The 13672-nt window shown below is 72.4% G+C and carries 12 protein-coding genes; 5 read left to right on the top strand and 7 right to left on the bottom strand.

Annotated features, from left to right (window positions below):
- Positions 1–88: 88 nt before the first annotated feature.
- Entirely contained in the window at positions 89–1027 is a 939-nt protein-coding gene (locus ACWCXX_RS10830) for a Rossmann-like and DUF2520 domain-containing protein (RefSeq protein WP_451125991.1), read from the bottom strand.
- Between the two features lie 192 nt (positions 1028–1219).
- Between ACWCXX_RS10830 and ACWCXX_RS10825 the strand changes: the two genes are divergently transcribed.
- Both ACWCXX_RS10825 and ACWCXX_RS10820 read left to right on the top strand, forming a co-directional pair.
- Positions 1220–2464: a threonine aldolase family protein gene (locus ACWCXX_RS10825; RefSeq protein WP_451125990.1), complete on the top strand. Its 1245-nt coding sequence runs from the start codon at positions 1220–1222 to the stop codon at positions 2462–2464.
- A 340-nt stretch (positions 2465–2804) separates the two neighbouring features.
- Positions 2805–3917: a DUF5937 family protein gene (locus tag ACWCXX_RS10820; protein WP_451126037.1), complete on the top strand. Its 1113-nt coding sequence runs from the start codon at positions 2805–2807 to the stop codon at positions 3915–3917.
- A gap of 73 nt (positions 3918–3990) precedes the next feature.
- Here the strand turns inward: ACWCXX_RS10820 and ACWCXX_RS10815 are convergent, their stop codons facing one another.
- Both ACWCXX_RS10815 and ACWCXX_RS10810 read right to left on the bottom strand, forming a co-directional pair.
- Positions 3991–4665 carry a response regulator gene (locus ACWCXX_RS10815; RefSeq protein WP_451125989.1) on the bottom strand — a complete coding sequence of 225 codons (675 nt, stop codon included), beginning with the start codon at positions 4663–4665 and terminating at the stop codon, positions 3991–3993.
- Positions 4666–4734: 69 nt separating this feature from the next.
- Positions 4735–5937, bottom strand: coding sequence for a sensor histidine kinase (locus ACWCXX_RS10810; RefSeq protein WP_451125988.1), 1203 nt, complete (start codon positions 5935–5937; stop codon positions 4735–4737).
- Between the two features lie 96 nt (positions 5938–6033).
- Between ACWCXX_RS10810 and ACWCXX_RS10805 the strand changes: the two genes are divergently transcribed.
- Positions 6034–7029, top strand: coding sequence for an SAM-dependent methyltransferase (locus ACWCXX_RS10805; RefSeq protein ID WP_451125987.1), 996 nt, complete (start codon positions 6034–6036; stop codon positions 7027–7029).
- A 196-nt stretch (positions 7030–7225) separates the two neighbouring features.
- The gene (locus ACWCXX_RS10800; protein ID WP_451125986.1) at positions 7226–8368 is read left to right on the top strand and encodes an NADH-quinone oxidoreductase subunit D; all 1143 of its coding nucleotides are present in this window, start codon (positions 7226–7228) and stop codon (positions 8366–8368) included.
- Between the two features lie 60 nt (positions 8369–8428).
- Here ACWCXX_RS10800 and ACWCXX_RS10795 read toward each other — a convergent pair whose 3' ends face one another.
- From ACWCXX_RS10795 to ACWCXX_RS10780, 4 genes are all read right to left on the bottom strand, one after another.
- Positions 8429–9541, bottom strand: a complete 1113-nt coding sequence (locus tag ACWCXX_RS10795; RefSeq protein ID WP_451125985.1) for a hypothetical protein — start codon at positions 9539–9541, stop codon at positions 8429–8431.
- Between the two features lie 116 nt (positions 9542–9657).
- Positions 9658–10635, bottom strand: coding sequence for an ABC transporter substrate-binding protein (locus tag ACWCXX_RS10790; RefSeq protein ID WP_451125984.1), 978 nt, complete (start codon positions 10633–10635; stop codon positions 9658–9660).
- Positions 10636–10850: 215 nt separating this feature from the next.
- Positions 10851–11525: an ABC transporter permease gene (locus ACWCXX_RS10785; protein ID WP_451125983.1), complete on the bottom strand. Its 675-nt coding sequence runs from the start codon at positions 11523–11525 to the stop codon at positions 10851–10853.
- A gap of 4 nt (positions 11526–11529) precedes the next feature.
- Positions 11530–12240: an ABC transporter permease gene (locus tag ACWCXX_RS10780; RefSeq protein ID WP_451125982.1), complete on the bottom strand. Its 711-nt coding sequence runs from the start codon at positions 12238–12240 to the stop codon at positions 11530–11532.
- Between the two features lie 129 nt (positions 12241–12369).
- Here ACWCXX_RS10780 and ACWCXX_RS10775 point away from each other — a divergent pair, with 129 nt between their 5' ends.
- Positions 12370–13557: an ABC transporter ATP-binding protein gene (locus ACWCXX_RS10775; RefSeq protein WP_451125981.1), complete on the top strand. Its 1188-nt coding sequence runs from the start codon at positions 12370–12372 to the stop codon at positions 13555–13557.
- The last annotated feature ends 115 nt before the right edge of the window (positions 13558–13672 follow it).

The following is a 13672-nucleotide window of genomic DNA, read 5'->3' as shown; positions in this document are numbered from 1 at the left end:
GTGTTGGTCGTTCCGGGTGTGCCGGTTGTGTTGGTAGCGCCGGGCCTGCCGGTCGTTCCGGGTGTGCCAGTGGTATCGGTCGTGTCGGTCATCGGGACTCCTGTGGGCCGGTACCCGTGCCGTCCGCCAGTGCCCCGAGCAGGTCCTCGGCCAGCTCCGGCTTGAGCATGCCGTGGGCGAGCGCGCGGTCGGCGGTGGCACGGGCCATCGCGACGTATCCGGCCACGGTCTGCGGGGCGTGCCTGCGCAGCTCGCCGATGTGCGCGGCGACCGTACCGGCGTCGCCGCGGGCCACCGGGCCCGTCAGGGCGTCGTCGCCGGAACGCAGGGCGTTGTCGAGCGCGGCGCCCAGGAGCGGGCCGAGCATCCGGTCGGGGGCCGAGACGCCCGCCGTGCGCAGCAGCTCCATGGCCTGGGCAACCAGGGTGACCAGGTGGTTCGCGCCGAGGGCGAGCGCCGCGTGGTAGAGCGGACGGGACTCCTCCGCGATCCATTCGGGCTCGCCGCCCATCTCGATGACCAGCGCCTCGGCGGCGAGCCGCAGTTCCTCGGGGGCGGTCACGCCGAAGGAGCAGCCGGCCAGCCGCTGGACGTCGACGGGGCTGCCGGTGAACGTCATCGCCGGGTGCAGGGCCAGCGGCAGGGCACCGGCCCTCAGCGCCGGGTCCAGGACCCGGGTGCCGTACCGCCCCGAGGTGTGGACGATCAGCTGTCCCGGCCGTACCGCACCGGTCTCGGCGAGGCCCTCGACCAGGCCGGGCAGGGCGTCGTCGGGAACGGTCAGCAGGACCAGTTCGGCGCGCGCGAGGACCTCGGCGGGCGCCACCAGGGGGATGTCGGGGAGCAGGGCCGCGGCCCTGCGCCGGGAGGCGTCCGAGACGCCCGACACGGCGACCGGCCGGTGTCCGGCGAGCTGGAGGGACGCGGCGAGAGCAGGGCCCACCCGGCCCGCGCCCACGACACCGACGGTCAGACGGGCGGGGCGGTCCCTCGCGTCGAGGGGTTCCTTGGGAACTGTTGCATTCACGCGGCGATGGCCTTCCGTTCCAGTCCGCAGGGGGTACCGGACGATTTCTCTGCATGCTACGCCAGCGTTTCGCCGGGCTCCCGGCCGTCCACAGCCTGTGGGAAACTCCGGCCCCGCCCTCGCCCCGGGGGCCGGGACCTGGGGCCGGGAAAACGAGGTGGCCCCCGTCGGGTCCTGCGTGATGATCGTCCCATGACCGACACGGACGAGCAGGCACGGCAGCGGCGGGAACGGGAACAAGCGCAGGAGCAGGAGCAGGAGCAGGAACGGGATCAGGAGCCGGAGCAGAGCCAGGGACAGACGCAGGAGGACGCGCAGCGGCTGCGCAGGCTGAAGGCCTGGCGGACGGCCGAGCGGTCCCTGGCCCGGCTCTCCTCGGACTTTCCGCTCGGCGAACGGCTGGCCGAGCTGGCGGCGGAGGCCGGCACGGTCACCGCTCTCGACCGCCCCACGGACTTCTACGGCGACGGCATCGTCGCCGACCTGGAGGAACGGATCGCCGGCCTGCTGGGCACCGAGGCCGCCTCGTTCTTCCCGACCGGGACGATGGCGCAGCAGGTCGCACTGCGCTGCTGGGCGGGGCGGACCGGCAGTTCCACGGTGGCCCTGCACCCGCTCGCCCACCCCGAGGTGCACGAGCGCGGCGCGCTGGAGACGCTGAGCGGGCTGCGCACCGTCCACCCGACGACCGAGCCCCGGCTGCCCACGGCACAGGAGGTCCGCGACTGCGCCGAGCCGTTCGGCACCCTGATGCTGGAGCTGCCGTTGCGCGACGCCGGTTTCGTGCTGCCCACCTGGGACGAGCTGGAGGCCGTGGTGGCCGCCGCCCGGGAACGTGATGCGGTGGTGCACTTCGACGGCGCGCGGCTGTGGGAGTGCGCCCCGCACTTCGGGCGGGAGCTGTCGGAGATCGCGGCGCTCGCGGACAGCGTGTACGTGTCGTTCTACAAGACCCTCGGCGGGATCTCCGGGGCCGCGCTGGCCGGTCCCGCGTCCCTGGTCGAGGAGGCCCGCACCTGGCGCCACCGGTACGGCGGCCAGCTCTTCCAGCAGTTCCCGGCGGCGGTCGCCGCGCTGATCGGGCTGGACCGGGAGCTGCCGCATCTGGCGTCGTACGTGGCGCAGGCGCGGATGGTGGCCGGGGCGCTGGCCGAGGGCCTCGAAGCGGCCGACGTCGGATGGTTCCGGGTGCATCCGGAGCCGCCGCACACGCACCAGTTCCAGGTGTGGCTGCCGTACGGGGCGGACGCCCTGACGGAGGCGGCGGTGCGGCTGGCGGAGGAGACGGGCGTGGCGCTCTTCCGCTCGTGGCACCCCGCGCCCTCCGGCCCGCCCGGCCTGTCCTTCACCGAGATCACGGTGGGGCAGTCGGGGCTGGAGTGGACGGCGGAGGACGTGCGGGAGGCGGTGAAGGAGTTTGTGAAGCGGCTGGCGTAGCAGGGCCCCGGTACCGGGACCGTGCGCCGCCGGCGGACAGGGGCCACAGCGCCGCCCGCAGTGCCGTCCGCAGACGGCCGCGCGCCGGGCGGCCCGCGATCACCGCCTCGAAGCGGCGGCGGTCCCGCATCTCGCGCACCACCGCCCGGTCGTGCCGTCCCGGCTCCGGCGGCGGCCCTTCTCCCCGCTGGGCCGCGCGGTAGCTGTCGAACATGCGCTGCTGAATGGCGTCCATGGCCTCAGCGTGGTGCGGCCCCCGCCGGGACGGCCCGTCACTTGACGAGCACCGTCAAACGACCGGGACGCTTCCGTCCGCACCCCGCACCATGGAGGAGTGAGCGTGCACATCGACATCGCCGGGCTGGCTCCCGAGCACATCGTCTTCCAGACCTCTCCCCTCGCCGAACTGGGGCTGGCCCTGCATGCCCTCTCCGAACCCGGTCACCACCCGGGGCTGCACGGCTGGGCGACGGCCACCGCCAGTGCGCTGGAACCCGACCTCGCCGACCGGCTCCACGAGGCCGAGTTCCTGTGGCGCAACACGTTCTCGGACATCTTCATGGCCTTCGCCGGAGTCCCCGGCGGTGACGGCAGGACGGGCGCGACCCTCGCCGAGGACCTGGACGTCCTCGACCGGCTGGACGACGAGCGGTTCACCTCCGCCGCCCTGGAGTTCACCTGCTCCCGGCTGTACGGGGAGGGCGCGCCCTCCCCGCTCAGCGACGCGACGATGCGGGCCCGCGCCCTGGACATGGCGGCGGCGCGCGGCCCCCTGCAGGTGGAGTTCACCCAGCAGCTGCTGGCCGACCCCGCCCCCGTGCGCTGCTGGATCCGGCGCCTCTTCGAGGACTGCGACCAGGCATTCTTCGCCGACACCTGGCAGCGGGTGCGGGTCCAGCTGGTCGCCGACGCCCGGCACAAGACGGATCTGCTGCGGCGCAAGGGCATCGGCGAGGCGCTGGAGGCGGTGTCCCCGGCACTGTCGCTCGACGAGACCGGGACCCGGATCAACGCCGACAAGCTGGTCGAGGGCCGGACCAGCGCGGTCGACCCGGCCATCGGCCCCGGGCTCACCCTCGTCCCGTCCACCTTCGGCTGGCCCCACCTGAACCTGCTGCACGCGCCCGGCTGGCGCCCGGTGATCCACTACCCGGTGCACCGGCCCGAGCTGCCCTCCCCCGCCTCCGTGGAACTGCTCCAGCTGCGCATGGAGGCGCTGGCCCACCCGATGCGGATGCGCCTGTGCCGCCACCTCGCCCGTTCCCCGTACACGACCGGCGAACTCGCCGACACGCACGGCATCACGGCGCCCGAGGTCTCCCGGCACCTCGCGGTGCTGAAGAAGGCGGGCCTGGTCACCACCCGACGGCGCGGCCGGTACGTGCTGCACCAGCTGGACCTGACCTCGGTGGCGCGTCTCGGCAGCGACTTCCTGGAGGGCATCCTGCGCTGACGCCCGACGGGCCGGGCCGGCCTCGGCCGCGCCCCCGTGCAGCCGCCCGAGCCGTCCCGTCCCGCCGAACGGCTCAGCCGGCCCCGCCGCCGGCCCGGACCAGCCCCGTCTCGTACGCGAGGACCACGACCTGCACCCGGTCGCGCAGGCCCAGCTTGGTGAGGATGCGGCCGACGTGCGTCTTCACGGTCGCCTCGGAGAGCACCAGGCGCGCCGCGATCTCGCCGTTCGACAGGCCCTGGGCGACCAGCAGCATCACCTCGCGTTCGCGTTCGGTGAGGCGGGCGATGTCCTTGTGCTGCGGCTCGCTGTTGCCGGTCGGCAGCAGCGAGGAGAAACGATCGAGCAGTCGGCGGGTGGTGGACGGGGCGACGACCGCGTCGCCACTGTGCACGGAACGGATGGCGGCGAGCAGTTCGGCGGGCGGCACGTCCTTGAGCATGAAGCCGCTCGCCCCGGCCTTCAGCCCGGAGAACGCGTACTCGTCGAGGTCGAAGGTGGTCAGTATGAGCACCTTGGGAGCGTTGGGCTGCGCGCAGATGCGGCGGGTGGCCTCGACCCCGTCCAGCCTCGGCATCCGCACGTCCATCAGCACCACGTCGACGGCGGTGGCGCGAAGGATCTCGATCGCCTCCGCGCCGTCACCGGCCTCGGCCACGACCTCCATGTCCGGCTGGGCCGCGAGCACCATCCTGAAGCCGGTGCGCAGCAGCACCTGGTCGTCGACGAGCATCACGCGGATCGCCATGAGGGGTTCTGTCTCCTGTCTGTCCCGCAGCCTGCGGATAGGTCCCGGAAGCCTCCGGGACGAGAACGTCTAGTGGGCCGGTTTCAGCGGCAGCAGCGCACTGATCCGGAAGCCGCCGCCGGGGCGCGGCCCGGCGTCCAGTGTGCCGCCGACCATGCCGACCCGCTCCCGCATGCCGATCATGCCGTGGCCCGCGCCGTCGGCGCCGCCGTCCTCGTACAGCTCGTGCGCCGCGCCCCGCCCGTCGTCCTCGACGAGCAGCCCGAGCCCGTCGTCGAAGTAGACCAGCCGCACACTGGCCCCGGCGTCCGGGCCGCCGTGCTTGCGGGTGTTGGTCAGGGCCTCCTGCACGATGCGGTACGCGGTCAGTTCGACGCCGCTGGGCAGCGGGCGCGGGGTTCCCTCGACCTTGAAGTCGACGGGCAGACCGGTCTGCCGGACCTGTTCGATCAGCTCCTCGATCTGCTCCACGTCGGGTTGCGGGACGTACTCCCCGCTCTCCTTGGTGTCACCGGTCCGCAGCACCCCGAGCAGCCGCCGCATCTCGGCAAGGGCCTGCCGACCGGTGCTGGAGATGGTCTCCAGGGCCTGTTTGGCCTGGTCGGGGGCGGCTTCCATGACGTATGCCGCGCCGTCGGCCTGCACCACCATCACCGACACGTTGTGCGCCACGACGTCGTGGAGCTCGCGGGCGATCCGGGCCCGCTCGGCCGCCACCGCGACCTTCGACTGCGCCTCTCGCTCCCGCTCCAGCCGGGCGGCGCGCTCCTCCAGCTGGCTGAAGTAGGCGCGCCGGGTCCGCATCGAGTCGCCGAGCACCCAGGCGAGCACGAACGGCACGGTCAGCACGACGACGACGAAGACTTCCTCGACCCAGCTGCTCGGCCGGACCTGCCCGTGCCAGCGCAGCTGGGCCAGGCCCGCCGCGCCCAGGCTGCAGACCAGCGCGAGCCGGGACGCCCAGCGCTTCCCCACGGTGGCCACGGTGAAGACGATCACCAGCAGGGAGAAGTTCGCGGGGCCGGGCCCGAACCCGGTGACCAGTTGCGCCACACCCATCGCGATGGCGAGCAGCAGCATCTTCTCCGGCGCACGCCGGCGCAGCGCGACGACGACGCAGAGGCCGAGCACGATCGGGAGGGCAGCGACCCGCGCCACGCCGCTCTCCGGGGTGCCCACCAAGGACACGCCGGAGACCCCGAGGAGGACGACGGCCCAGAAGCAGTCGACGCCCAGCGGGTGTCTGCGGAGAAAATCGTAGAGACGCTGCACGTGACCCAGCGTAGGGAAAGGCGATGGGTGCAGGGGTCAGCCGAAGGGTCGATCCGGTTTCCGGGCCCGTACTCCCGAAGGTGGAGACTTGCCCCCGTGACGGATGAGTGGCGTGGGTGGCGTGCGGCGGCAGAGGCCGCGCTGTACGGGAACGGGGGGTTCTACCGGAGCCCCGAGGGGCCCGCGGGCCACTTCCGCACCTCCGTCCACACGGGCCCGCTCTTCGCCTCCGCCGTGGCCGGACTGCTGGTCCGGACGGCGCGGGAGCTGGGCACCGACGCGGTCGACCTGGTGGATCTGGGGGCCGGGCGGGGCGAGCTGCTGACCGGGGTGCTGGCCGCGCTGCCGGCCGCGGGCGCCGGGGACCTGGCCGTACGGATGTACGCCGTGGAGCTGGCCGACCGGCCGCCCGGCCTGGACCCCCGGATCGAGTGGTGTGCCGAGCCGCCGCCGGGGACGCGCGGCCTGCTGTTCGCCAACGAGTGGCTGGACAACGTCCCGACGGAGGTGGCCGAGACCGACGCGGACGGCGTCGAGCGGTACGTCCTCGTGCGGACGGCGGACGGCGCGGAACGGCTGGGCGAACCGGTGACCGGGGCGGACGCCGAGTGGCTGCGCCGCTGGTGGCCGTCGGCCGGGCCGGGCGGCCGGGCGGAGATCGGCCGCCCCCGCGACGAGGCGTGGGCGGCGGCGGTGGCCACGCTGGCCGAGGGGCTCGCGGTGGCGGTGGACTACGCGCACGGGCGGGAGGCGCGGCCCCCCTTCGGCACGCTCACCGGCTTCCGGGCCGGGCGCGAGGTCCGGCCCGTTCCGGACGGCCGCTGCGACCTCACCTCGCACGTGGCCCTGGACGCCTGCGCGGCGGCGGGCGAGGAGGTGGCCGGTGCGCCGCCCGAGCTCCTGACCCAGCGCGAGGCGCTGCGCGGGCTCGGCATCGACGGCGGGCGCCCGCCCCTGGCCCTGGCGTCGAGCGACCCGGCCGGTTACGTACGGGCCCTCGCCTCGGCGGGCGAGGCGGCGGAACTGACGGCCCGGGGCGGCCTGGGCGACTTCGGCTGGCTGATGCAGCGCAGGGGCCGGGACAGAGGCTGAGGCAGGGGCCGGGACAGAGGCTGAAGCAGGGGCCGGGACAGAAGCTGAAGCAGGGGCCGGGACAGAAGCTGAAGCAGGGGCCGGGACAGAAGCTGAAGCAGGGGCCGGGACAGAAGCTGAAGCAGGGACTGAAGCAGGGCCGGAGAACGGATGCCCTGAGCTCGGAGTCCCAGCGCGTTCACGCGATACTGGCCGCATGACGGAGACGACAGTCGGCATCGGCGGCGCGGCGGAGAGCACCGACATGGTGCTCAACATCGGTCCCCAGCACCCTTCCACCCACGGCGTGCTCCGTCTGCGCATCGTCCTCGACGGCGAGCGCATCCAGCACGCCGAACCGGTCGTCGGCTACATGCACCGGGGCGCGGAGAAGCTGTTCGAGGCGCGCGACTACCGGCAGATCGTGATGCTCGCCAACCGCCACGACTGGCTGTCGGCGTTCTCCAACGAGCTGGGCGTCGTGATGGCCGTGGAGCGGATGCTCGGCATGGAGGTCCCCGAGCGCGCCGTCTGGACCCGCACCCTGCTCGCCGAGCTGAACCGGGTCCTGAACCACCTGATGTTCCTCGGCTCGTACCCCCTCGAACTGGGCGGTATCACTCCGGTGTTCTACGCGTTCCGGGAGCGCGAGGACCTCCAGACCGTGATGGAGGAGATTTCCGGCGGCCGGATGCACTACATGTTCAACCGCGTCGGCGGCCTCAAGGAGGACCTCCCGGCGGGGTGGCTCGGCCGGGTCCGGGAGGCCGTCGCCGCGGTCCGGTCCCGGATGGACGTGTACGACGACCTGGTGCTCGGCAACGAGATCTTCCGGGGTCGCACCCGCGGCGTGGGCGTGCTGTCGGCCGGGGCGGTGCACGCGTACGGGGTGTCCGGTCCGATCGCCCGCGCCTCGGGCGTCGACTTCGACCTGCGGCGCGACGAGCCGTACCTCGCGTACGGGGAGCTGCGGGACACGCTGAAGGTGGTCACCCGTGACGCGGGCGACTGCCTGGCCCGCTTCGAGTGCCTGCTGGAGCAGACGCACAACTCCCTGGACCTGGCGGACGCCTGCCTGGACCGGATGGCGGACCTGGCGCCCGGCCCGATCAACCAGCGGCTGCCCAAGGTGCTGAAGGCCCCCGAGGGCCACACCTACGCCTGGACCGAGAACCCGCTCGGCATCAACGGCTACTACCTGGTGTCCAAGGGCGAGAAGACCCCGTACCGGCTGAAGCTCCGCTCCGCCTCGTACAACAACATCCAGGCGCTCACCGAACTGCTGCCGGGCACGCTGGTCGCCGACATGGTGGCGATCCTGGGCTCGCTCTTCTTCGTCGTCGGCGACATCGACAAGTAGCCGGGGTGTCGGGGTGTCGGTCCCGGGACCGACACCCCGGGACCCGATGGCCGGCGGCCGTTACGAGATCGCGCTGCGCAGCTCCACCACGTCGAGCTGTTCGGTCTCGTCGTGCGCGGTGAGGTCGATGACCTTGCCGACGGGCCGGCTCCCGGCCGTGCCCGTGCGGTGCGCGGCCAGGGCCTCCTCGCCGACCACGTCCGCGAGGTCCTCGTCCTGCACGGACTCGATCGCGGCCTTCGCCGCCTTCGCCGCCTTCTGCGTGCCGAAGAAGTCGAAGCTGCCCTGCGGCACCGGAGCGCGGCGGGACGCCGTGTGCGGGGCCACGGCGCTCGCGGCCGGCACGGTGCGCGCCGCGGGGAGCGCGGCGGACAGCCGGGGGGCGGCCGGCAGCGGCGCCGACTGCCGGGCGGCGGGCAGCGCGGCCGTCGGACGGAGGTGCTGCGCACCCGTCGCGTCCCCAGTCGTCGCGTCCCCGGTCGCCGGGCCCGTGGCCGCCGTGTTCCCGGTCGCCGGGGCCTCGGTCGCCGCGTGCCTGCCCCGCTGCTCCTCCGGGTCCCGGGCCCGCTCCGCGAGGTCACGCTTCCTGGCCTGCTCGGCGGTGCGGCGCGCCTCCTGGAGCACCCCGTTGCGCGAGAGGTCCTCCAGTGCCTGGGCGGCACGCAGATAGGCGGCCGGTGTCGGAGTGCTGCGCGCGGCCGGGAGCTCCCGGGGCGCGGCGGCCTCGATGGCGAGCTGACGGCGGCCTTCGAGCGCGCTGGCCCGCTCGGTCTCGGCATTGGCGTACCGGCGCAGCAGCGCGGCGTGCTCCCCGCGCAGGTTCGCGAGCTCCACGCGCTTGCGGCGCAGCTTCGTCTCCAGCCGGACGCGCAGCTCCCGCGACTCCTCCAGGTCGGACTCCAGCTCCGCCAGCCGCTCCTCGGCCCGCCACTCGTCACCGGCACGGGCCCGGGTCAGCTCCGCGACCCGACGCCCCGCCTCCCGGTCCCAGCTGCGCATCAGATACGCGCCGGTCACGGCGGAGGCCGCCGTGACGGCCACCAGAGCGCGCAGGGCCAGGGGCTCGGCGAACAGCCAGGCGCCCCCGGCACTCAGGACCGAGACCCCGACGACCGCCGAAGGCGGAAGGATTCTGTGCAGAGGTGGCGAATGGCGATGACGTCCACGTGGCATGGCCTGAAATTTACCGTGTGTACGGGACACTTGGGGGGCCGCCCGGCAATCTGTTCCCGGCCGGTTACCTGACGGCCCCGTTGTTCTTGTCCGGCGGCCCCCGGTCTCCCCGATTCCTACTTCTTGACGAGGCCCTTCGACCGCAGATAGTCCCCGGCCACATCGGCGGGTTTTGCGCGCTCCGCGTCGACCTTGCGGTTCAGTTCCGCGAGATCCTCGGTGGTGAGTGCCTCGGTGAGCCTGCCGAGCGCATCGGCAATGTCCTGCGAACCCGCGTCCTTCGCATTGACCACCGGCAGTACGTTGTCCGCGTTCTGGAGCTTCTTGTCGTCCTCCAGGAACACCAGGCCGTAACTGTCCAGCACCGCGTCCGTGGTGGTGGTGAGGACCAACTGGTCCTTGCCGTCCTTGACGGCCTGCTTGGACTGCGGCGTACCGACTCCCTTGGGGTCGACACCGGTGACGTCGATGCCGTAGGTCTTCTTCAGACCCGGTGCGCAGAACGGCCGCACCTCGCACTCGTCGCCCGCCGCGATCTTCACCCCGAGCTTCGACCTGCCGAGGTCGGAAAGGGTCTTGAGCTTGTTCTTCGTGGCGAATTCCGCCGTCACCGCGAAGGCGTTCTGGTCGACGGCGCGGCCGGCCGGGAGCACCTTCAGTCCGCGCGGGGCGGCGAGCTTCTCCAGCGCCGCGACCGTGGCCGCCGCGTCACCGGAGGCGACCGGCTTCTTCGCCGCCTCCTTCGCGCCGTTCACCTTGGCATTGAGGAATTCGGCGATCGTCGCGGCATATTCGGGGACGACGTCGATCTCGCCCTTCTCCAGGGACGGTTCGTACAGTTCCCGGTTGGCCACCGTGGTGACGGAGGTGCGGTATCCGGTGTCGCGCAGGATCTGCGCGTACAGCTCCGCGAGCACCTTGGACTCGGTGAAGGAGGCCGCGCCGACGACGAGCGGCCCCTTCGTGCCGGAGCCGCCGGAGGAGCCCTGGCCACCCTTCTCCTTCTCCAGGCTGTCGCCGCCGCAGGCCGCGAGCGACCCGGCCAGCGCGACCATGCCGATGACCGCGCCGACCATGCGCGAGGTCTTGCTCATCGTTGTTGTTCTCCGTCCACAGCCACAGGGCTGTATGGGGTGTGATGCGGGGCAGGAGCGATACGGGTGCACGAGGCGTACGAGATGTACGGGGCGCACGAGGTGCGGCGCGGGGCCGAGGTGTACGAGGTGGGACGCGGGGCCGCACCGGGGCCGTACGGGACGCGGGAACGGGGCAGGCGGGGGCGAGGGAAGCGGTGGGCTGCATGCGGCCCTCACGCCGTCCGGCGGCGGCGCAGCGGCGACAGCAGCCGGTCCAGGCCCATCAGCACCGCCTCCACCAGCAGCGCGAGCACGGCGACCAGTAGCGCCCCGGCGACCACCTGGGGCGTGTTGTACGTGTTGAACCCGGCGGTGATGATCCGGCCCAGGCCGCCCAGACCGGCCAGCGCGGCGATCGTCGCCGTGGCGACCACCTGGACCGCGGCGGAACGCAGTCCGGTCATGATCATCGGATGGGCCAGCGGGAGCTCGACCCGGGCGAAGAGCTGCCGGCCCGACATCCCCATGCCGCGCGCCGCCTCGACCACCGACCGGTCCACCTCCGTCATCCCGACGTAGGCGTTGGTCAGCAGGGGAGGCACGGCGAACAGCACCAGCGCGATGATCGTCGGCGCGTATCCGGCGTTGCGCAGCGGCGAGACCATGAAGAGGGACAGCACCGCGAAGACCGGGATCGCCCGCCCCACGTTGGAGATGTTGACGGCCAGTGCGCCGCCCTTCCCGATGTGTCCGAGGTACAGCCCCGTCGGCAGTGCGATCGCGCACGCCAGGACGAGCGCGACACCGCTGACGTACAGATGCTCACCGAGCCGGTGGGACACACCGCTCTCCCCCGACCAGTTGGCGCCGGTGGTGAGCCAGGCCCAGGCTTCGCCGAGAACTCCCATGGATTCAGACCGCTCCGACCACGGCGTCGGTGTCCGCCCGCGGGGTGCGTATTCGGGTCCAGGGGGTCAACAGCCGCTGCACACCGAGCAGCAGCAGATCCGCGACCACCGCGAGCAGCACGCACAGCACCGAGGCCGTGAGCACCTGGGCCTTGAAGAAACTGGGCAGCGCGTCGCCTATGAGATTGCCGAGGCCGCCCCTGCCGATGATCGAACCGACCGTCGTCAGCGCGATCGTCGAGACCGTGGCGATCCGCACCCCGGCCATCAACGCGGGCAGCGCCAGCGGGAGTTCGACCTCCCACAACAACCGCACCGGCCCGTAGCCCATGCCCTTCGCCGCCTCCTTCGCCTCCGGCGGAACGGCCTCCAGCCCCGCCAGGATGTTCCGCACGAGGACGGTCAGCGAATACAGCACCAGCCCGGTGACGACCAGCGCGGCGGAGAGCCCGAACAGCGGCAGCAGCAACGAGAACATGGCGAGCGAGGGCACCGTGTAGAGCACCGTCGTCAGTCCGAGCACGGGCCCGGCGAAACGACGGCCGCGGCGCGCGAGCAGCGCCAGCGGAAAGGCCACCACGAGTCCGATCAGCACCGACACCGCCGTGATCCAGATGTGCTGGACCGTCGCATCGGTCAACTCCTGGCTGCGGGAACGGAGATACTCCCCGCAGATCCAGTCGTTCGTCACCAGGCAGTTCTGTCCCGAGGCCATCCGTCCCCCCTCCCCATTACCCACGCGTACCGAACTCCGGCGAGCCTATCCTCGACCACTGACAATCGCCGAGGCCCGTTGTATTTCAGCAACACGTCCTTCACAGAACACGCGCCACAATGGGGAACCATGATCCGATTCGAGCACGTCACCAAGCGGTACGCGGACGGCACCACTGCCGTCGACGACCTTTCCTTCGAGGTCGCCGAGGGCGAACTGGTCACGCTCGTTGGACCGTCGGGATGCGGCAAGACGACCACCATGAAGATGGTGAACCGGCTGACCGAACCGACCGAGGGACGGATATTCCTCGACGGGGACGACATATCCGCCGTCGACCCCGTCCGGTTGCGTCGCCGTATCGGCTATGTGATCCAGCAGGTGGGGCTCTTCCCGCATCGCACGATCCTGGAGAACACCGCGACCGTCCCCCATCTCCTGGGCTGGAAAAGGGGAAAGGGACGGGAGCGCGCCGCGGAACTCCTCGACCTTGTCGGACTCGATCCTTCCGTTTATGGCGACCGCTATCCGGAACAGCTCTCCGGCGGTCAGCGTCAACGCGTCGGCGTGGCGAGGGCACTGGCCGCCGATCCGCCGGTGCTGCTGATGGACGAGCCTTTCGGCGCGGTCGACCCGGTCGTACGGGAACGCCTGCAGAACGAATTCCTGAAACTCCAGGAAAAGGTCCGCAAAACCGTGCTGTTCGTCACGCACGACATCGAGGAGGCGGTCCGGCTCGGGGACCGCATCGCCGTCTACGGGCAGGGCTCCATCGAGCAGTTCGACTCCCCGGCCACCGTGCTCGGCGCCCCGGCCACCCCGTACGTCGCGGACTTCGTCGGCGCCGACCGCGGCCTCAAGCGGCTGTCCGTGACGCCCGTCGAGGAGAGCGACCTCGACCACCCGCCGGTCGTCCGCCTCGACGACCCCCTGGCGAAGGCGGCCGAACGGCTGCGGGCCGAGGGGGCGCGCTGGGCCGTCGTCCTGGACGGCGGGGGCAGCCCGTACGGCTGGCTCCCGGCCGACGCCCCCGCCACCGGGGGAACGGTGCGCGCGCACGCCCGCGCGATGGAGGCGCGACTGCCCCTCGGCGCCCCGCTCAAGCAGGCGTTCGCCGCCATGCTCCAGCACGACGCCGGCTGGATCGCCGTCGTGGACGAGTACGGCGGCGGCCGTTTCCTCGGCGTGCTCACCCCGGCCAGGCTCCACGAGGCACTGCGCCGCTCGATCGACGCGGACGCCCGGGACGTCCCGCGCGCCGGGGTGGCGGTCGAGAGCGTGGCGAGCACCCGCTCCCCCGCCGCCACCGAGTCCTGAGCCCTGGGGCCCCGGAACCCGTTGGAATCCGGAACCCGGAACCCGTCGCTCCCCCGGGGCCGTTGCCCCCTGGCTCCCGGACCCCGAACCCGTTGCCCCCGGCCTCGCCGCCCCG

Source organism: Streptomyces sp. NPDC001732 (genome assembly GCF_053596315.1).
This window is presented reverse-complemented; position numbering and strand designations above follow the sequence as displayed.